This window comes from Leifsonia sp. Y862 (assembly GCF_057669585.1).
The window spans coordinates 1,894,470-1,913,534 of record NZ_JBYHFR010000001.1; the positions used below are offsets into that span (position 1 = coordinate 1,894,470).

At 61.3% G+C, this 19,065-nt stretch carries 17 protein-coding genes; all 17 read right to left on the minus strand.

Annotated elements, in window-relative coordinates; translation table 11 throughout:
* Positions 1–112 precede the first annotated feature (112 nt).
* The 17 genes from fusA to AC25Z0_RS09105 all read right to left on the minus strand — a co-directional run bounded on the left by fusA (position 113) and on the right by AC25Z0_RS09105 (position 19,054).
* The gene (fusA, locus tag AC25Z0_RS09025) at positions 113–2,227 is read right to left on the minus strand and encodes an elongation factor G (protein ID WP_488120577.1); all 2,115 of its coding nucleotides are present in this window, start codon (positions 2,225–2,227) and stop codon (positions 113–115) included.
* 96 nt (positions 2,228–2,323) lie between these two features.
* Positions 2,324–2,794: a 30S ribosomal protein S7 gene (rpsG, locus tag AC25Z0_RS09030; protein ID WP_488120576.1), complete on the minus strand. Its 471-nt coding sequence runs from the start codon at positions 2,792–2,794 to the stop codon at positions 2,324–2,326.
* Entirely contained in the window at positions 2,794–3,168 is a 375-nt protein-coding gene (gene rpsL / locus AC25Z0_RS09035) for a 30S ribosomal protein S12 (protein ID WP_055811472.1), read from the minus strand. Before rpsL ends, rpsG begins: the two co-directional genes overlap by 1 nt.
* Before the next feature lie 323 nt (positions 3,169–3,491).
* Complete coding sequence (locus AC25Z0_RS09040; protein WP_488132939.1) at positions 3,492–4,148, minus strand: spermidine/putrescine ABC transporter substrate-binding protein; 657 nt, start codon at positions 4,146–4,148, stop codon at positions 3,492–3,494.
* 87 nt (positions 4,149–4,235) lie between these two features.
* Positions 4,236–4,724, minus strand: coding sequence for a DUF6121 family protein (locus tag AC25Z0_RS09045; protein WP_488132940.1), 489 nt, complete (start codon positions 4,722–4,724; stop codon positions 4,236–4,238).
* 7 nt (positions 4,725–4,731) lie between these two features.
* Positions 4,732–5,784, minus strand: coding sequence for a hypothetical protein (locus tag AC25Z0_RS09050; protein ID WP_488132941.1), 1,053 nt, complete (start codon positions 5,782–5,784; stop codon positions 4,732–4,734).
* A gap of 110 nt (positions 5,785–5,894) precedes the next feature.
* Positions 5,895–6,617 carry a hypothetical protein gene (locus AC25Z0_RS09055; protein ID WP_488132942.1) on the minus strand — a complete coding sequence of 241 codons (723 nt, stop codon included), beginning with the start codon at positions 6,615–6,617 and terminating at the stop codon, positions 5,895–5,897.
* Between the two features lie 2 nt (positions 6,618–6,619).
* Positions 6,620–7,285, minus strand: a complete 666-nt coding sequence (locus AC25Z0_RS09060; protein ID WP_488132943.1) for a hypothetical protein — start codon at positions 7,283–7,285, stop codon at positions 6,620–6,622.
* Positions 7,282–8,331 carry a type IV pilus assembly protein PilM gene (gene pilM / locus AC25Z0_RS09065; RefSeq protein WP_488132944.1) on the minus strand — a complete coding sequence of 350 codons (1,050 nt, stop codon included), beginning with the start codon at positions 8,329–8,331 and terminating at the stop codon, positions 7,282–7,284. The genes AC25Z0_RS09060 and pilM overlap by 4 nt, the downstream gene beginning before the upstream one ends.
* A 72-nt stretch (positions 8,332–8,403) precedes the next feature.
* Positions 8,404–9,252 (minus strand): prepilin peptidase, encoded by an 849-nt coding sequence (locus tag AC25Z0_RS09070; protein WP_488132945.1) that lies wholly within the window; start codon positions 9,250–9,252, stop codon positions 8,404–8,406.
* Positions 9,253–9,257: 5 nt separating this feature from the next.
* Positions 9,258–11,096 carry a hypothetical protein gene (locus AC25Z0_RS09075; protein WP_488132946.1) on the minus strand — a complete coding sequence of 613 codons (1,839 nt, stop codon included), beginning with the start codon at positions 11,094–11,096 and terminating at the stop codon, positions 9,258–9,260.
* Positions 11,093–11,773 (minus strand): PulJ/GspJ family protein, encoded by a 681-nt coding sequence (locus AC25Z0_RS09080; RefSeq protein WP_488132947.1) that lies wholly within the window; start codon positions 11,771–11,773, stop codon positions 11,093–11,095. Before AC25Z0_RS09080 ends, AC25Z0_RS09075 begins: the two co-directional genes overlap by 4 nt.
* The gene (locus tag AC25Z0_RS09085) at positions 11,770–13,146 is read right to left on the minus strand and encodes a type IV pilus modification PilV family protein (RefSeq protein ID WP_488132948.1); all 1,377 of its coding nucleotides are present in this window, start codon (positions 13,144–13,146) and stop codon (positions 11,770–11,772) included. The genes AC25Z0_RS09080 and AC25Z0_RS09085 overlap by 4 nt, the downstream gene beginning before the upstream one ends.
* A gap of 103 nt (positions 13,147–13,249) precedes the next feature.
* Positions 13,250–13,690 (minus strand): type II secretion system protein, encoded by a 441-nt coding sequence (locus tag AC25Z0_RS09090; protein WP_488132949.1) that lies wholly within the window; start codon positions 13,688–13,690, stop codon positions 13,250–13,252.
* Between the two features lie 185 nt (positions 13,691–13,875).
* Positions 13,876–15,105: a type II secretion system F family protein gene (locus tag AC25Z0_RS09095; RefSeq protein WP_488132950.1), complete on the minus strand. Its 1,230-nt coding sequence runs from the start codon at positions 15,103–15,105 to the stop codon at positions 13,876–13,878.
* Positions 15,105–17,354 carry a type IV pilus twitching motility protein PilT gene (locus tag AC25Z0_RS09100; RefSeq protein ID WP_488132951.1) on the minus strand — a complete coding sequence of 750 codons (2,250 nt, stop codon included), beginning with the start codon at positions 17,352–17,354 and terminating at the stop codon, positions 15,105–15,107. The genes AC25Z0_RS09095 and AC25Z0_RS09100 overlap by 1 nt, the downstream gene beginning before the upstream one ends.
* Positions 17,355–17,383: 29 nt before the next feature.
* A complete protein-coding gene (locus AC25Z0_RS09105) occupies positions 17,384–19,054 on the minus strand; it encodes a GspE/PulE family protein (protein WP_488132952.1) in 1,671 nt (556 codons plus the stop codon).
* Between the last annotated feature and the right edge of the window lie 11 nt (positions 19,055–19,065).

Sequence of the window (19,065 nt, forward strand, 5' to 3'; positions counted from 1 at the left end):
CTCGAGTGATCCACCGCCTGCAAAAATTTGCGTGCGGTGCATCAGCTGGATATGTGTATTCATGTTACTCGGGCCAGGTGGCCTAAGCGATTTGGGCACGAATGCCCAGGGGCTATTCGCCCTTGTTCTTCTGAATGATCTCGTCGGCGACTGCCTTCGGGACCTCAGCGTAGCTCTGGAAAGTCATCGAGTACACGGCGCGACCAGAGGTCTTCGACCGCAGGTCACCGATGTATCCGAACATTTCCGAGAGGGGAACATGGGCGCGAATAACCTTCACACCGCTTGCGTCCTCCATGTCCTGGATCTGACCACGACGCGAGTTGAGGTCGCCGATTACGTCACCCATGTACTCCATGGGCGTACGAACCTCAACAGCCATCAACGGCTCGAGCAGAACCGGGTTTGCCTTACGAGCGGCTTCCTTGAAGCCCATCGATCCAGCAATCTTGAACGCCATCTCCGAGGAGTCGACGTCGTGTGCGGCGCCGTCGAGCAAGCTCGCCCGAACGCCGACCATTGGGTAGCCCGCAAGTACACCGACCTGCAGGGCATCCTGGATACCCGCATCAACCGAGGGGATGTACTCCCGCGGGATACGGCCACCAGTGACCTTGTTGACAAACTCGTAGGTCTTGTCCACAGTGATTTCCATCGGCTCGATGGCAATCTGAATCTTTGCGAACTGACCTGAACCACCGGTCTGCTTCTTGTGAGTGAAGTCGTGACGCTCGACGGCCTTCTTGATCGTCTCGCGGTACGCAACCTGGGGCTTGCCCACGTTTGCTTCGACGTTGAACTCACGCTTCATGCGGTCGACGAGGATGTCGAGGTGAAGTTCACCCATTCCCTTGATAACCGTCTGGCCAGTTTCCTGGTTCTGCTCGGTACGGAAGGTGGGGTCTTCTTCAGCAAGCTTCTGAATAGCAAGGCCCAGCTTTTCCTGGTCCTGCTTGGTCTTCGGCTCGATAGCGACCTCGATGACGGGCTCAGGGAACGTCATCGACTCAAGAACGACCTGGTGGTTCGGGTCGCACAGGGTGTCACCCGTGGTGGTGTCCTTCAGACCGATGACCGCGTAGATGTGGCCAGCGGTGACGAAGTCAACCGGGTTCTCCTTGTTGGCGTGCATCTGGAAGATCTTTCCGATGCGCTCCTTCTTGCCCTTGGTCGAGTTGATGATCTGGGCACCACTGTCGAGGCGACCGGAGTAAACGCGAACGTAGGTGAGGCGACCGAAGAACGGGTGCACGGCAACCTTGAACGCGAGGGCCGCGAACGGCTCGTCTGCGTTCGGGTGCAGCGTGACGACTTTCTCTTCGTCGCGAGCGTCCAGCGCCTCAATGGCGGGAACGTCAAGCGGCGTCGGGAGGTAGTCGACAACAGCATCGAGCATCGGCTGAACGCCGCGGTTCTTGAACGCTGAACCACAGAGAACCGGGTAGATCTCGCTGGCCACGGTGAGCTTGCGGATCGCGCCCTTGATCTCAGCAACGGTCAGCTCTTCGCCACCGAAGTACTTCTCCATGAGTGCGTCGTCGGTCTCTGCAACGGCTTCGAGGAGCTTGGTGCGGTATTCCGCAGCCTTCTCAACGAGGTCGGCAGGGATCTCTTCGATGGCGTACTTCGCGCCCATCTCGACGTCACCCTTGGAGTCTCCACGCCAGGTGAGTGCGCGCATCTCGACGAGGTCGACAACACCCTCGAAGTTCGACTCTGCACCGATCGGCAGCTGGATGACCAGCGGCTTGGCGCCGAGGCGGTTGATGATGGTGTCTACGGTGAAGTAGAAGTCAGCACCGAGCTTGTCCATCTTGTTGACGAAGCAAATGCGCGGTACGTCGTACTTGTCAGCCTGACGCCACACGGTCTCGGACTGGGGCTCAACGCCCTCCTTGCCGTCGAACACGGCAACAGCACCGTCGAGAACGCGGAGCGAACGCTCCACCTCGACCGTGAAGTCAACGTGACCGGGGGTGTCGATGATGTTGATCTGGTTGTTGTCCCAGAAACAGGTCGTCGCAGCGGACGTGATGGTGATACCACGTTCCTGCTCCTGCGCCATCCAGTCCATCGTCGAGGCGCCGTCGTGCGTCTCACCGATCTTGTGGTTTACACCTGTGTAGAACAGGATGCGCTCAGTCGTGGTGGTCTTGCCAGCATCAATGTGAGCCATGATGCCAATGTTGCGGACCTTGCTCAGGTCCGTGAGCACGTCAAGTGCCACAGGTGTCCTCCGGAAGTTTTGATTGTGGTGTGGTCGAACAGGCTAAAGGAGCGCGATCGGCGGAAGCTGAGCATCCGCCGATCACGCTCCGGCTCGCTACCAGCGGTAGTGAGCGAAGGCCTTGTTCGACTCGGCCATCTTGTGCGTGTCTTCGCGACGCTTCACTGCGGCACCGAGGCCGTTGGATGCGTCAAGAATCTCGTTGGTGAGGCGCTCGGTCATGGTCTTCTCGCGGCGCGCCTTGGCGTAGCTGGTCAACCAGCGAAGTGCCAGCGTGTTGGCGCGGTGCGGCTTGACTTCAACCGGAACCTGGTAGGTGGATCCACCGACGCGGCGCGAACGCACCTCGAGGGTCGGACGAACGTTGTCGAGTGCCTTCTTCAGCGTGACAACTGCATCGGCGCCGTTCTTGGCGGTGACGCCTTCGAGTGCATCGTAAACAATGCGCTCAGCGAGGCCCTTCTTGCCATCAAGAAGAATCTTGTTGACAAGCTGGCTAACGATGGGGGCGCCGTATACCGGGTCAGCAACTACGGGACGCTTGGGAGCTGGTCCTTTACGGGGCATTACTTCTTCTCCATCTTCGCGCCGTAGCGGCTGCGAGCCTGCTTGCGGTTCTTGACAGCCTGGGTGTCCAGTGCGCCACGAACGATCTTGTAGCGAACACCCGGGAGGTCCTTTACACGACCGCCGCGTACGAGCACCATCGAGTGCTCCTGCAGGTTGTGGCCCTCACCGGGAATGTAGGCGGTGACCTCTGTACCGTTCGACAGCTTGACGCGGGCGACCTTGCGGAGAGCCGAGTTCGGCTTCTTCGGCGTGGTGGTGTACACACGGGTGCATACGCCGCGCTGCTGCGGGTTGGACTTCAGGGCGGGAGCCTTGGTCTTTGTGACCTTGGGGCTGCGGCCCTTCCGAACCAACTGCTGAATGGTTGGCACTAATTACTCCTTGTTATTGCTGCACGGTGACAGCGTGTTGATGGTTAGCATTCGATCTGCGCCTGTTGCCAGGCCGTTCGAGTTCATCTGGACCCGCGAACCATTACAAAACGGATTCTGCATGTGTTGTTGGGTATGCCGTGGGGGCTGCTCGGAGAGCAAACCCTGCATGAGTGCGTCACGAATGCTTGAGGCCTTTTCCGATGCAGAACACCAGAGGGCAGAATTCAAGCGCACGACAAAGCGCACACCGGAAAATACTAACCTGCCGGCGGTACCCCAGTCAACTGAAACCGGGCCCGTGCAGAGCCCTCACAGCAACCTCACGACCCCGGTGGCCACAGGGGAGAATCAAGGCTGCGCTCCAGATCGGCGAGCAGCGCCTGCACCTGTGGTTCAACGTATGCAGCGACTCCCGCGTGGATGCGATCACGATGTGACACCAGCTCGGTGCAGATCTGTTTTCCCACCAGATTTGCGTGGTCGTCGGCGAGCTTCAGCTCCACTCTCATGGCGGCTTTTTCCTCCGCGCTGAACGGCGGTGGTGGCGTTGGCGCCACGCCAGTTTCTTCAGCGGATCGCGCGAGTTCACCCAGGGTGAAGAGGTACGGGGCGTCTGGGGCTGCCGGCGGGTCGAGCTCAAGGCCCTTGAATTCGGGCTCAAGGCCCTCAGCTGGCCGGTACGACTCCGCGGCTTTGCGATCCTCCGTCATCCGCATCTCACGGCTGAGCAGCGGGAGGTTCTTGTCGGTGTATTCGTCGACGTCTGCGTCGATCACCAGCTTCATGCGCATGGTGAGTGCGTGCTGAACCGCGTGGGGGACATCCGTTGTGAGGCCGGCCGCCGCCATGATGGGCGACCCGACGCATTGGGGGCACGGCCGCGTGCGACTGCGATGCGTGCCGGGGCGCCAGCGCGGAAGCCAACGCAACCAGTTGTCAACCTCATGGTTGACGCGTGAGTGGATGGACCCGTCCATGACACCCAACGTTAGTGCTCTCACCCGTAAATCAGGTGGGACCGCGCGGATGCCTGCCGTGGCTCTCTTCCACCGCCACACTCTGGCCTACTCCCCGCGGCGCTCCCACGGCCAGAGGGGACGACCGTTCTCTCCCACGCGCGAGGCGAGGACGATCGAATACAGCAGCGTCACGACGAACGCGAGGATGCCGACGGCCCAGGCGAAGACACTGCCGAGCCTGGCGCCGGCGAACAGCACGATCTCGACGGCCTCCCCCAGGCCCACCCCGTAAACGATCCCGCCGGTGGCCACGAACGCGACGAATGCGACGACACCGGCGATGAGCGCGGCCACGACGGCCACGCGCTGCCGCTCCGGAGACGTGCGGATGCCGATGACCACCATGAACAGCAGCACGACAACGGTGGCGGCGCCCACCATGAACGGGCCGACGAGGGGGCCGGCATCCGCTTCGGTGATGACGTCTGTGTTCGTGAAGAGACTGATCATGCCGAACGCCGCGACGACCACAGCGACGTAAAGCATGGTGGCGAAGATAGCCACGATGATCGCGTATCGCTGGTAGTCGCGCATAGTGTGGCTAGGCCGGGCGCGTGAGCTGCGGGCCCTCGGCGATCTGACGGTCGTATTCGCGACGTGCCTCGAGGTTGCGCTCGGTGACCTTGCGGCCGCGGTTCGCGATCCACGCGCCGAACCACACCGGAACCTCGCGGGCGATGACGGCCGCCGCGATCGCCCCTGGGTTCAGCCACTGGGTGTTGACGAACTGCGCGGCTTCGGTGGGGGTGAGGTTCCAGGCGCTCACGGTGAGCAGCGCTCCCCCGATGTACGAGAAGTACACCACGACCGCAACGAGGAAGCTGAAGAGCACGTACGCCCACCAGCCGCCGCGGTTCACGATTGCGATGAGAGCTGCGAAGGCGAGGAAGAAGAAGATGATCGGGATGTAGAACACCGGGCGAACGACGAACGCGGCGAACGTCTCTGTGGCGGCTTCGACAGTGGGGCTGGTGAGGCCCGCGATGATGAAGACGGCGATCGCGTAGATCACGGTGTATGCCACGGTGGCAATCAAGGCGATCAGTATGCCGCCGGCGCGGTTTCCCTTGGTGCGCGGCGGGGTGGGGGCCTGAACATAGATCGGGCTGGCTGCGGCGGCGGGCGCGGTGTACGACGGGTACTGCGTGGCCGGCGTCGCGGTCGCGGCCGTCGCTGCGGCTGCGGTTGCGGTTCCCTGCTCGCCGGTGAGCGTGGCGGCGCTGCCGACGGGCGCGTAGGTGTCGCGGGTGATGGTGTCGTCGGCGGCTGGAGCGGGCACCGGGTATGACGCGGTCGGGGCAGCCTCAGCTACCTCTTCGGTGCGAACGACCTTGACCGGCCTGGCGTCGGGGTCGGGGTCGACATCCGCATCGGCTCCAACGGTGTAATCAACCTCCGTGTAGTCGGCCTGCGTGTAGTCGGCCTGCGTGTGGTCAACCTCGGTGTGGCCAACCGGCGTGCGGTCGACATTCGAGCCATTGACCTCAGCGGCGTTGACCTCAGCGGCGTTGACAGTCTCTGCCGTCTCGGGAGCCCGATCCTCGGCATCCGTTGACGGGGTGATTCTGTCGTCGTGCGGCGTGTTTTCGCTCATGCTGTACTCCTTGTTGACCGGGTGGCCGTACCGTTCAGGAGCAACCTTAGCAATCTGGGTTGAGCGCGTCGCGGCACCCCGCGGAGGAAACGCCTAGCGATGTCTCCGCGCTATCCAGCTCCCACCTCTGTTGCGGGGGTTGCGGAGACCAGTGAGTAGATGAGGCCGGTGACGGTTGCATCTACCTGGTCTGGCGCGTCAGTCGTTGCCGCCGTTGTCAAGCCGGTGACCAGGAAGAGCCGTGTACCCGCCTGCAGTCCGTTGACGAAGTTCAACACGTTGGCGTAGCTGCCTGACACGCTGACCGTCACTGCCATCGAGGCGAAGTTATCGGGGGTGATGAGCGCGTTCGTGACCGGAGGGACGCCTGCCGTGTCGGCCGGCGCAGCGTCTGGTACCTGCTCAGTGCTCGACTCGGTGCTCGACTCAGTGGACGACTCCGCAGAGTCGGCGGCCACCGGCACAGCGGCTGCAGGGGGCACGACCGGCGTGTATGCCAGCGGGTCTGCCATCGTCATGCCCTTGAGCGTCACGCCGTGCGCAATGGCAAGCGCGTCAAGCTGGCTGACGAAGGCGGGTGCTTCGGTTCCTGCGGGCACAGATTCGGAGAGGGACGCCAGCTCGGCGTTCAGTTTGTCGATGCCCTTGAAATCTTCTTTGAGCTTCACCAGCGCGGCTTCCTGCAGCGCGTTCGTCTCCTCAACACCGGCGCGCTGTTCGTTGGCCTGTGCAATCGCGGTGAGCTGTGGCTGGATGCCGACTATCCAGCCGAGCACGAGCACCACGACCATGACAAGCACCGAGCCAATGATCCAGATTCTGTTCTTGTCCATGACTAGTTCCCCTCGGTCACGAAGCGCTGAGCGAACGCGGCATCGTTGACGTGCATTGTGATGTCGACCGTGTAGGTATTGGTCGCGGCATCCAGGTTGACCGACCCAGGCAGCGCATCCGCGTAGCCGGGCAAGGTCTTGAGCGCGGTGAGCCACGTCGGCACGTCGGGCAGCACTGCGCTCTTGGCGGTGAAGTTCACCGTGGCGACGCGGTCACCCTGCAATGGCGCAGTCGACTGGGCGTAAAGGGCCATGGGTGAAGCTGAATCAACACTGACCGTGTCGATCGTCACGCTGGCCGGGAGGATCGCCTGCACGCCTTCGAGGTACTTCTTCCAGTCGATCTCAGTCGAGACCCCGACCTGCTGTCCCGCCTGGGCGACGGCAACCTGCTCCTGCACCGTGCGCACCTCAATGTATTTGCCCTGTTCGGCAAGGAGGTCGGTCGTTCGGGTCTGTGCCTCAAGCAATTGCAGCTGTGCCTGGATCGACAGCACTACTGTGCCGCCGCTGGCGAGAACAACGAGCAATAGCACTCCGACAACGCCAAACCCGAGGCGACGACGCACGACCTTTGCTTTGCGCCCCTTGCGCACCTCTTGTGGCAGCAGATCGACACGGGGTTCTCCACCGATGACCAACTCATCGGCTTTCACTTGACGGCTCATGCTGCGCTCCCCAATGCCAGTCCGAGCGCGACAGTGAGAGCTGGCGCGTTTCTCCGTAAGTGTTCGGCATCAACTGATTTAGCAACGGCAACAGTCGAGAACGGGTCGCCGGCGACCACATGCAACCTGGTCATTTCGGCTAAGGCCGCGGGAAGGCCCGGCAGCATTGCACCGCCGCCACTCAATACGATCTGGGTAACCGAGTCGCCTGGGCGCGTGTTGATGAAGTAGTTGATGGTGTTCCGCAGGCTGGTCAGCTGCTCACTAGCCACCTGATAGATGATCTCGATGGCCTGCTTCTCCTCGAGCGAGGCAACCTGGGAGGCGAGACCGAGGGATCGTTTGATGTGTTCTGCCTGTGCGGCATCCACGTCAAGTCCGTTGCGAAGTGCCTGCGTCAGGTCGTCGCCCCCAGTTGGGATGATGCGCACGAACTGGGGCACGCCGTCCTTGGCGATCACCACACTGGTGGTGTTTGCCCCGATGTCAACGAGGGCCACGATGCCAGCGACCTGAGGGCGGGAGATAAGCACGCGGCTGAGCGCGAAGGGAATCAGGTCAACGTCGACGGTCGTGAGACCCGCGAGCTGAGTGGCCTTGACGTTGCCAAGTACCGCTTCCTTCACCGCCGCGATGAGCAGCCCGTTTACAGTGGGACCGTGCTCACCGACGCCCTCAGAGATCGGGTAGAAGTCCAGCAGCGCGTCGGCGACGGGAACAGGCAGCATTTCCTGCACTTCGAATGGCAACGACTCGCGAATGCGCTTCAATGACATCTTCGGCACTGTCAGGTCACGGGCGAGCACCCGCTGGTTGCCGACGCCGAGCACGACGTCTTTGCTTTTGAACCCACCCTTCGACCACAGCTCTTTGAGCGCCCCCGCGACAGTATTGGGTTCAATCACCTCGCCACGGCTCACCGCGCCTTCGGGCAAAGCAACCTCGTAGTACCGCACCACCGTCGCTTTCGGCTTGGATGGGTCGATCACTTCGACAGCGCGTAGCGCGAGGTTGCCGATGTCTATTCCTACGACACTCGTTGCCATGGGTTACTCCTCTGTATTGCGTGCAGTGCGTTTTTGTATTGCGTGCGGTGCGTTTGTGCAGATGTGGGGTTGTCACAGACCGAGGATCGACAGGTAGCCGGTCCAGATCCTGGTGCCGAAGAAGATTCCAATCCAGGCGCCCGCGAGCATCCAGGGGCCAAAGGGGATGCCGCTCTTGCGGGTGGCGCGTTTGGAGAGCATGAGTCCGACCGCGAAGAGCCCGCCGAGCAGGAAGGCCGCGAACGCGCCAATGGCGAGCGGGCCCCAGCCGAGGTAGCCGAGAAACAGGCCAAGCACGCCAGCGAGCTTCACGTCGCCGAAGCCCATGCCGCCGGGGTAGGCGAGCGCCATGAGCAGGTACGCGACCCACAGGATGACGAGGCCGAGCCCGCCGCGAATCAGGGCCTCGTAGTCGCCGTTCAGGATGCTGGCGGTGCCGAGCAGCACGATGCCAACCATGTAGCTGGGCAGCACGATCGCGTTGGGCAAGCGGTGTACGTCGAGGTCGATGAGGGCGAGGGCGATGCTGATTGCGGCCAGGTAGAGGAAGGCGACAACGATGAGGAGGGCACCCCACGACGCGCTCAGCGATACCCACCACTCCCCGGTATCCGGGGTCGCTGAGGCCCAGCGCGCGACCGCTACAAACGCCAGGCCCGTACCAATTTCAACGAGCGGATATCGCTTCGAGATTGACTCACTGCACTGTCGGCATTTGCCACGAAGCAGCAACCAGGACAGCACAGGAATGTTGTCGTGTGGCTTGATTGTGCTGTTGCAGCTGGGGCACGCGCTAGCCGGCGAGACAATGGAGAGCCCATTGGGCACCCGGTACACGACGACGTTGAGGAAGGAGCCGACCAGGAGTCCGAGCACGCCAGCGAAGATCGTGAGGATCGGCGTTGGGTCGGTTTCAGCCACGGCAATCACGGGAGAGGGCTCCCGTCAGCCTTGAATCCCGCCGACGCATCGACATACTGCGTCACGCCGTATGTGGTCGAGGTTGGGGTCAGAAACTTTGGTGGCGCAGTCGTCATCAGACGGTCGTCATATACATACACCTTGGTGTAACCAGTAGGTGAGCCTCCCGCCGTCTGCCACGCTACGGATCCGCGGAATTTTTGGGTGATCGTGCCCAGGATGTTGAGCGTTCCGCGTGCTGCGCCGGTATCGAAATTCTGTACTTGAAATGTGTGGCCCACAGAGAGGATTGCCGCTTGAATGGTTCGGGTGGACGAGTCGTCGGTGTCGACCGGGGGCATGGCGGTGCACGTCCGGTGGAGAGCGGGTCTGGACATCATGTCCAGAGTTCCCGTGCACGACTTCATCGGGTTCCACACCCACACGGCGTTCTGTCCGACCAGGCCGAGCACATCGATTCCAGCGTCCACATAGGTCAGGTCGCCTGTCACGTAAACGTTGTTCTCCGCGGCAACCGTTACTGCGCCCCTCACCTTGCCTTTGACGAAGACGTCACCATTGGTGCATTTATATGCCGGAGCTGCGGCGGTAGACGAGGGAGGAATCACTTCATTAGTGATCGGGTACTGGAACGCGACAGGACTGCTGCCGTACGTCCAGCCTGAAGATGGGCCCGTGCCCGTGCAGCTAAAGTTAGCCGGCGGAGTAGCCAAATTTGTGTAGTTGGGGTCAGTCACCGACGTCGGCACGTTTTGAACGAAGATCAGATTCTGGTCCGGAACCGGAACCACCGCACCCGTTGGTGAACGCAGGTCAACTAGAGCGCCACAGGCAGCGTTGGGATTCTGGCTCGCAACCCCTGCAGTAAGGGAGGGACGGGTGAATTTCGTCCATGGAGAAATCACGCGCATCATCCCGTCAGCGGCGAACGTGATCGTTGTCGGACCCGTATACATGCATCCAGGGCGGGGAACGTCGGTTGGCAAATCCACACGGGTCTCATTCGCCATGCTGGCATTCGTCGCCGGCATGCCAAGAGGTGACGACAACGTAGGTCCAGTACGCCCAGTTCCCCAGTCAATGGCAGTGCCGCAGGTCAACACATGAAGCGGACTGTTGGATGACGTGACGTCACCGTTGAAGTGTGTGCCGCAGGCTCGAATAGTGTCATTTGAGTGGATTGGCCCGGTAAGGGAGTCGGCGTCTCCAAATACGACTTCCTGGCAATCTGCGTCGTGAGGCGCATGACTCACAACGCAAGCCACACCCGTGACCTGCGGATCCATTAGTTCATATTCAGTATGGTAAAGAAATTTCAGAAAGCCGTCTTGCCTCAGCGTTGCGACTACGCTCCGCGTCTCCTTACCCACGAGACCTGTGGATCGAATTCGAATATCGCCACGGCGTGAATACAACGAGTTGTCGACCTCGTACCGGAAGGAAGCGCGGCCGTCGGACCCGGCGACCACAGCCCATCCATCAGTCGCACGAATACCGAATGCTGGATTAGCGTTCACGGCAAGCGGCATAGTGACAGTCGTACTGCTCGAATTATCCCTCGTGAAGTTCGCAGCTGGATTGCCGTATTTCACGTAGGTGCTGTCATTAGAGAGTCGGCTCGCGTACTCGTCCACTCCGGCATACGCCGCAGAAAGCGCCGCGTTCCAGTCTTGATCGGTGCGAGCCTTCACCAGTCCGCTAGCCGAAAAACTGAGCGCAGTCGCAACCAAAAGAAGCATCACCATCGACAGCCCAATCACGGCTACGAGCGCAACACCGCCGTCCTCGCGTCCCGAACGAGCAAACTGTAGGAGCCGTTTTTCCATCTTGTCGCTACCGTTCATAAATTGAGAAGCTTGATGGTATTTACGATGGTCGACGCGGTATTGCCGCCAGCCGACCCGATCGAGACAGTGACCTGAACAAACGCGATGCGCTTGATATCGGCGACCGACAAAGTGCCGCTCGCCGGTGTTGGTACGACAACCGAAGCTGAGTCAAGATAGGTGAACAGGGGTGAGATACTCCCGGTTGGAGCTAAGAACGGCCCGTCTAGGTTTCTCACCGAACTGGGCGGAGTTGTTGCGGCCGCAAAGGTCCAGAAGCGACCAGCCTCCGTCGCCCTCCATCGACTTTCCGTCAGCTGCCGACTAATTGCATTTATTTCGAACCGGACTCTCGTAGGGCGCGACGGGCGGTCCGCGACGCCAATAGCGCTGCTGACGTCCACGTTGGTATAAAGCATCAGCGCCTCGCGCCCCGCGAACTCTATCGCCGGAGTAGCGACCGGTGTACCGGAGACCGCGAGATTCGTGCTGACTCTGATCACCTTGCTCATCGCATTCGATGCATTCGACGCGACTCGTGTGCTGTCATTAACCGCTTGGCTCTGAGAGACCGATTTGGCAACGCTGACGAAGAGCCCGGTCACCATTGCGAGCACAATTCCGAGCAGCACCATTGCAACAAGAAGTTCGGCAAGGGAGATGCCATCGTCGCGGCGAAGCCTTGAGAGCATCATCGTGGATCCAGCGCGAATTCGCCGGTTGACGTGTTTACTGGCGAGCCGGCGGTCACTCGCGTGATCCTGCCCGCGTTAAGTGCCGTGGTTGAGGGTGCACTGGCGCCGGACCGGGTGTAGAACTTCCATGAGCCGTACGGCAGGGCGACGTTGATGCTTGATGACCCAGAGCCGGGAATCACGTTGCCGAATTCGTACGTCATCGTTGTTGCTGGTGCCGTTGCACAGGCTGGTTGTCCTGGCAGCAGAACCGACGGTTGAGAGACCGCGGTGAGAAAACCGTCTCCTCCACCACCTTTGACGTTTACAACACCCATCGGAACGTTGATTGTGCCGTCAGCGTTGGGGTCAATTGAAAGCTCAGGTCGTTGCCCCGACAGCGGAGGGGTAACACGCGTGTCGGGATCCCATGATTCCGGATCAACCGACGTACAGAATGGCGCGGATTCCACGTACTTCCCGGCCACCGCCTCATAGCCAGTCGGATAGGGATGCAGGTCTACGTACGCAGTCGATCCCGACTGCACCGCAGTCTTCGTGTACACGCCATACGTATTGAGGAAGGTGAAATCGAGATTGGTTGGGATGAGGGGGCGCACAGTATTCGCATAATTCGACGCATAGTTCACCTTGTAACGGGCGCGCTGATCGTACGTGAAGTTAAATACCGTGGACGAACCAACCGTCACCGGTTTTGTGTCCGACGGATTCGCCTGCTGCTTGAGGGCGTCGATCATGCCCGTGTTGGTGAGACTGACGGTATAGGTCCCGGCTGGGGCTTGAAGAATGTAGCTGCACCCATCGGAGTCAGTAGGGGTCAACGCCCCGATGCCTATGGACGGACTGATGCTGAACGTCACACCGGCTTTGCCTAGCGCCCTCCAACCTGCGACGGAGACAAGAATCGTTCCCTTGGTCGGATCATTGATCCGTTTACTTGGGGACAATAGGGTGTCAACCAGGACCGGAACGTCCTCATTGCGCATACTCGGCCACGTCACCTTGATGGTGACGCGTTTGTATTGGAGTGGACCGCCAGCCGTTCCACAGGTCGAGACATTGCCCGTCGGAGTAACCCAGGCAGTGGTTGTCTTGACGGTATAGCTTTCGGTGGCCGTCACGGCGACAGTTTTGCTTCCATCGTGTACCGCAAATGGATCGGCGAGTGCACGCACCCTATCAATCTCGCTTGCTGCCAGATTCGATCCGACTTCGCGCGCTTTGTTATCGCGTGTAATCGTCAGTGTGGAGATGAGTCCGTAGCCAACGCCGAGGGCGATGATTGCGAAGATCATCATCGCGACCATGACTTCGATAAGGGAAAGGCCCCTGGATCGATCGTCACCGAGACGTGTGCGGAGTGTCTTCAACATTCACCTCCCGCGAATTTCGGATATGGCGTGGTCATTTCAGGAAAAGCTGCGGTGGGGCCCCGCATGAGCGAGACCCCACCTTGTGAGCTCAGAAACTTCGTATTTAGCAGGTTCCGCGTGCTGGCGCGGTGGTGGCTGTGATCCGCCAGTTGTTACCGTTCGAGGCGGTAGCCCCGATGCAGAAGCCTGCAGCGACAGCCGGCGGCCCCACAACAGCAGCAACAGCTGTGTATGCGGGCGCCGTGGTGTAGTTACCGGCATCAATGGTGATGTTCGCGGTAAGGTCAGCAATCGATGTCGGGAGGGACTGGGTCGCCGATGATGTCTGGAAAGCGATGGCGGCGGTCTTGAGGTTGGTGAGGTCGGACTTAACCGCGTTGTCCTTGGCAGAACTCTGCACACCCAGGTACACCGGGATAGCGATGGCGGCAAGGATACCGATGATGATGACGACAACGAGAAGCTCGATCAGGGTGAAGCCCTTTTCCTTCTCGCCCAGCTGCTTGCGTCGGGCTGCGAGTGAGTTGAGAATTCGTGAAACCACAGTGAGATCCATTCGGTAGGTGGCAAAGGATCGGACTAGGGGTCCCGATCGGATTCTCACTGTATTGGCAGGAGACTTCCAGCACTGGCCCACAGGAGGGGGGTATTATTCGCATTTACGCCCCCATTGCAGGGGACAACTTGTAGCGTTTGGGTGGTCAGGAATCGTGCCACATTCTCCGCAACCTATTTGATCGCGGTGGCGATACCGAAGATCGGCATGTAAAGCGCGATGACCATGCCGCCGATAATCACACCAAGGAACGCGATCATGAGCGGCTCGATTGCCGCCGTGAGCTGCTCCGTGGCCGCCTGCACCTCATCGTCGTAGAAGTCCGCGATCTTGTTCAGCATCAGTTCCAGGGAGCCAGCATCCTCACCGACGGCAATCATCTGGGTGACCATCGGCGGAAAGACCGGCTGGGCAAGCAGCGGCGCCGAGATCGATTGCCCCTGCCGCACTGATTCCGCGACTTCGTTGAGTGCGTTCTCGATCACCCAGTTGCCAGACGTCTCCCCCACGATCTTGAGCGCCTGCAAGATGGGGACGCCGGCGCCAATCATGTTTGAGAAGTTGCGCGCAAACCGGGCGACCGCGATCTTCTTGAGTAGAGATCCGAAAACCGGCAGTTTGAGCATGATCGGGTCTTTGAACTGCCGCACCTTGAGCGTGTTCTTGTTTTTGCTCCACCACACGGCAAACGCGATGCCCACTACGAGCAGCACCGGAACCACGAACACCATCGACTTTGACAGTGTCACCAGGATTTGGGTCGGCAACGGCAGGCCACCGCCCATGCCGGAGAACATCTCCTCAAAGATCGGGACGATGAAGATGAGCATGATGAGTACCGCACCCAGCGACATGAGCAGCACGATGATGGGGTAGGTCATCGCCGACTTGATCGTGTTCCGCAGCTTCACTTCCTTCTCGAAGTTCTGCGCAATCGACTCAAGTGCGCCGTCGAGGAAACCGCCGGTCTCACCCGCCCGCACCATGTTGATCATGATCGGCGGGAAGTCCTTGCTGTGCTTTGCGAAGGCGTCCGAAACCGAGGTTCCGGTTTCGACGTCGTCGCGCACCTTGGCCAGAATCCTGGCCAGCGGTTTGCTCTCGGTCTGCCCCGCGAGAATGTTGAGCGTACGCAACAGCGACAACCCAGACCCGATCATGGTCGCCATCTGGCGGCTCATGATGGCGAGGTCTTTCAGACCAACTCCCTTGCTGAAGCCCGGGATACTGATTTCCTTGTTGAGACCTGTCCCGTCCGCCGACTCCGTGATCGAGATGGGTGAAATGCCCATGGTGTTCAGGCGTGAGGCGACAGCAGACTCGCTGGAGGCATCCACTTTGCCCTTGACTGTCTTGCCCTTGGTATCCCGCCCGACGTACGCGTAGGCCTGCGCAGTGGCCACTAGCGCGCCACCTGCGAGTACGAATCCCCGAAGTCGATACCGCTGGCCGCGATTGCACGAGCGGATGCCTCCGTGGGCGACTCCACTCGGTGGATCAGCTGGCTCAGACCCTCGGGGTCATGGGCTTTCTCCTCGGCAGCCTTGCGCGTGATTTGACCGGAGTCGACGAGGTCGGCCAGGTGCTGATCCATGGTGTGCATGCCGGAATCCCGGCCGGCCTGCATCATCGAGGAGATCTGGTACGTCTTGCCCTCACGGATGAGGTTGGCGATGGCCGGCGTGGTGATGAGCACCTCGGTGGCGACGACGCGTCCCCGGCCGTTGGCCTTCTTGACCAGGGTCTGGCAGACCACGCCCTGCAGGGTCGCGGCGAGCTGCGCTCGCACCTGGTCCTGGGCGTGCGGCGGGAAAACGTCGATGACACGGTCGATGGTCTGCGCGGCATCCTGGGTGTGCAGGGTAGCGAAGACGAGGTGGCCGGTCTCGGCTGCGGTCAGCGCAACGGAGATGGTCTCCAGGTCGCGAAGCTCACCGATGAGGATGATGTCGGGGTCCTGCCGAAGCACGTGCTTGAGCGCAGCCGAGAAGCTGTGCGTGTCGTGGCCGACCTCACGCTGGTTCACCAGCGAGAGCTGGTGTTTGTGCAGGAACTCGATCGGGTCTTCGACCGTGACAATGTGGTCTGTCCTGGTGCGGTTGGCGAGGTCGATGAGCGCCGCGAGTGTGGTCGACTTGCCCGACCCTGTGGGGCCGGTGACCAGCACCAGGCCGCGCGGAAGCTGCGCAAACTGCCCGATTGAATCCGGCACCCCGAGATCCCCGAGCTGCTTGATCTCCTGCGGAATCAGTCGGAAGGCAGCACCGATTGTGTTGCGCTGCTGGTAATAGTTGACACGGAATCTCGCTCGGCCCGCGGTGTACGCAAAGTCGAGTTCGAGCTCTCGTTCAAAGTGCTCCCGCTGATCGTCAGTGAGGAGACTGTGGAGGGCGGACGTGACCTTTTCCGGCATCCAGCGCGCTTCGCCCTCAATGGGGCGGAGGCTGCCGTCGACGCGGAGGCTCGGCGGCGCTCCTGCTGTCACATGCAAGTCGGACGCCCCCTGCAGCACGACGGTTTCCAGGGCGCGAATGAGATCGAGGTCGGCGCCGCCGAAGGCCAAGCGTTCGGTCTCGGTCAGTGACTCGTCCGTCTTGAGTTGAGCAATTGGGGCGCTCATCGCCTCCATCGCCACCTCTGACGGGGCAGCCGCGCGACGACCTGCCGGAACCAAGCGCGGTGTGTCGAAGTCGGATGCCGGCGGAGCCGAGACCGGGAGGGCGAATGCCTCGCCCACGATGTCGATTGCTTCCGTCGGCAGGTCGTGTGACGCAGCTGACAGCACGTCGGGACCGGGGATGACGTACGCATCCAGAGGGAGCGGCACGGCTGTCGCCGAACCGAAGATGGCGGCCGCCTCTGCGGCGAGCTGTGCTGCCGCTGAATCGGGGTGAATTTCGGGAAGCAACGTCGTTGGCGGGTTGAACTCGCCGCTGGGTGCGTCGATGTCGGCAGGTGCGCTGAAGTTGTCGAGTGAAAACACCTGCGTCGGTGCCGGCAGTACGTAGTCATCGATCTCGTACGTCGGCTGAGTGAGCGGGGGCGCGTAGATGTCAGGAACGAACGAGTCAGCGCCCTCTGCGTCGAGCGCCCAGGTGGCAGTGGTCGTGTCGGCGAAGTCGGCTTCGGCGGCGTCGGCGGGCGACACATCGGCATCCTGCGGCTCGAATGTCGGCGGTACCAGGGCAGGTGGGAAGAACAACGTCGGAGGGGTCAGCGCGGCTGAGACCTCAGGGTTGAGCGGCACTCCCCCGAACGCAGGGGCACCTACAGGCGGAACAGAGTACGAGGGCGCCTCGAACGCTGCCGCGTCTGCCGCCGGGGCGCCAAAGGCAGCAGGGTCGAAGGTCGGCGGGGTTAGCGTTGGCGGCTCATCAGCCGACGTTGAATCCGGCGAGAACAAGTCACGGAACATCTCGATGCCGGCCGGCACATCCGACTCGTCGGCCGGTGCCGGCGGCGTGAGTCCGGGTGGCGTGAGGCCAGGTGCAGTAAGGCCAGACGCCTGCGGGTCGAACAGGATCGAGTCGAACGGCGACGCGGCATCCGTGTTCTGTGGGGTGTGCGACGGCCCCGCGGCTGGCACGGGGGACCAGCCGTCTGCGTCATCCCCGGGAGGAGTGAGTGGAATCTCGAAAATAGGCTTGTCCATATTGGCTCCCCATTCGTTCGCGGCGGGCACTATGCAACCACGCGCAAAATCTCTTCGATGGACGTGAGGCCCATCTTTACCTTTTCCCAGCCGTCTTCGCGGAGGGTGATCATGCCTTGCTCGCGGGCGGTGCGGCCGATTTCGGCGCTGGAAGCTCGGGCAACGGCCATCCGCTCAATCTCTTCACTGACGGTCATCACCTCGTGAACGGCGATTCGACCGCGGTAGCCCGTGTTCGAACAGTTTGTGCAGCCGACCGGCTGGTACACCGTGGGCAGCGGCAGGTAGGGATCGTAGGAAAACCGCAGCCTGGTGAGGTACTCGGGGTCGATCGCCGCGGGCTGCTTGCACCGGTCGCACAGCCGTCGAGCCAGTCGCTGGGCGACAACGCAATCCAGTGCTGAGCCGACCAGGAAGGGTTCGATGTCCATCTCGGTCAGACGGGTGATGGCGCTTGGTGCGTCATTGGTGTGCAGCGTCGAGAGCACGAGGTGGCCGGTGAGCGATGCTTCGATGGCGATCTGCGCTGTCTCGTGGTCACGGATCTCACCGAGCAGCACGACGTCGGGGTCGCTTCGCAGAATGGAGCGCAGCGCACTGGCGAAGGTGAGCCCGGCTTTGGGGTTCACCTGCACCTGGTTGATGCCCTTCATGCGGTACTCGACCGGGTCCTCAACCGTGATGACGTTGATCTCCGGCCTGGCGACCGCGCCTAGCGTCGTGTACAGCGTGGTCGACTTGCCAGACCCGGTCGGGCCGGTGACCAGGATCATGCCGTATGGCTTGGTGTACGAGGTCTTGTACGCCTCGAAGTTGCGCTCGAGCAGGGCCAGATCGCGCACGTTGAGGCTGGTGTTCGAGTTGTCGAGGATTCGCATGACAACTTTCTCACCCCAGACCGTCGGCAGGGTCGCGACGCGGAGGTCGATCTTGCGGCCACCGTGACTGACCGACATGCGGCCGTCCTGGGGCTTCCGCCGCTCGGCGATATCGATATCGCTCATGATCTTGAGACGCGAAATCACGCCATTCTGGATGCTCTTGGGTGCGCTCTGCATTTCGTGCAGTACGCCGTCGATACGGTAGCGCACGCGCATATCGTGTTCGGCCGGCTCGATGTGGATATCGGATGCCTTGTCCTGGATGGCCTGGCTCACCAGCAGGTTCACGAACCGCACAATGGGAGCGTCGTCGTCGACGGAGTCCGTGTTGCCGAAGGTGGTTGTCTCCGCAGGGGCACTCTCTTCTTCGAGGGTGCTGGTGAGGTTGCTGAGCTCGTCGTCGGCGCGGTGGTAGCGAGCGATTGCGGCCAGGAGGTCGGCACGTTCGGCAACGATGGGGTAGACCGGCATGTGGGCGGCAGCTCGCACATCGTCGATAGCGAAGACGTTGCCGGGGTCGACCATGGCCAGGAGAAGCCTGCCCTGGTCTATGCCGATGGGGATAATCTCGTGGCGGCGGCATACCGCAGCGCTGACCAGCGCGACCGCAATGCGGTCAACGGGGTATTCCATCAGTTCAACGAACGGCAGGTTGGCCTGCGCGGCGCGCGCCTTCGCGAACTGCATCTCGGTAATCACCCCCGAATCAACGAGGGTGCGCACAGCGCTTTCGTCTGCCGGGTCACCGGACATGAGCGTATCGAGATGCTCAATGGGCAGTAGGCCGTGCAGAATCAGGATTTCGGTGAGTGTTGCCATGCGATCCTCCC

Bases quoted from the DNA above. Each gene is read 5' to 3' on its own strand.
- rpsG (WP_488120576.1), bottom strand. From the start codon at position 2,794: ATGCCCCGTAAAGGACCAGCTCCCAAGCGTCCCGTAGTTGCTGACCCG.
- AC25Z0_RS09040 (WP_488132939.1), bottom strand. From the start codon at position 4,148: ATGGACGGGTCCATCCACTCACGCGTCAACCATGAGGTTGACAACTGG.
- AC25Z0_RS09045 (WP_488132940.1), bottom strand. From the start codon at position 4,724: ATGCGCGACTACCAGCGATACGCGATCATCGTGGCTATCTTCGCCACC.
- AC25Z0_RS09050 (WP_488132941.1), bottom strand. From the start codon at position 5,784: ATGAGCGAAAACACGCCGCACGACGACAGAATCACCCCGTCAACGGAT.
- AC25Z0_RS09055 (WP_488132942.1), bottom strand. From the start codon at position 6,617: ATGGACAAGAACAGAATCTGGATCATTGGCTCGGTGCTTGTCATGGTC.
- AC25Z0_RS09060 (WP_488132943.1), bottom strand. From the start codon at position 7,285: ATGAGCCGTCAAGTGAAAGCCGATGAGTTGGTCATCGGTGGAGAACCC.
- pilM (WP_488132944.1), bottom strand. From the start codon at position 8,331: ATGGCAACGAGTGTCGTAGGAATAGACATCGGCAACCTCGCGCTACGC.
- AC25Z0_RS09075 (WP_488132946.1), bottom strand. From the start codon at position 11,096: ATGAACGGTAGCGACAAGATGGAAAAACGGCTCCTACAGTTTGCTCGT.
- AC25Z0_RS09080 (WP_488132947.1), bottom strand. From the start codon at position 11,773: ATGATGCTCTCAAGGCTTCGCCGCGACGATGGCATCTCCCTTGCCGAA.
- AC25Z0_RS09085 (WP_488132948.1), bottom strand. From the start codon at position 13,146: ATGTTGAAGACACTCCGCACACGTCTCGGTGACGATCGATCCAGGGGC.
- AC25Z0_RS09100 (WP_488132951.1), bottom strand. From the start codon at position 17,354: ATGGACAAGCCTATTTTCGAGATTCCACTCACTCCTCCCGGGGATGAC.
- AC25Z0_RS09105 (WP_488132952.1), bottom strand. From the start codon at position 19,054: ATGGCAACACTCACCGAAATCCTGATTCTGCACGGCCTACTGCCCATT.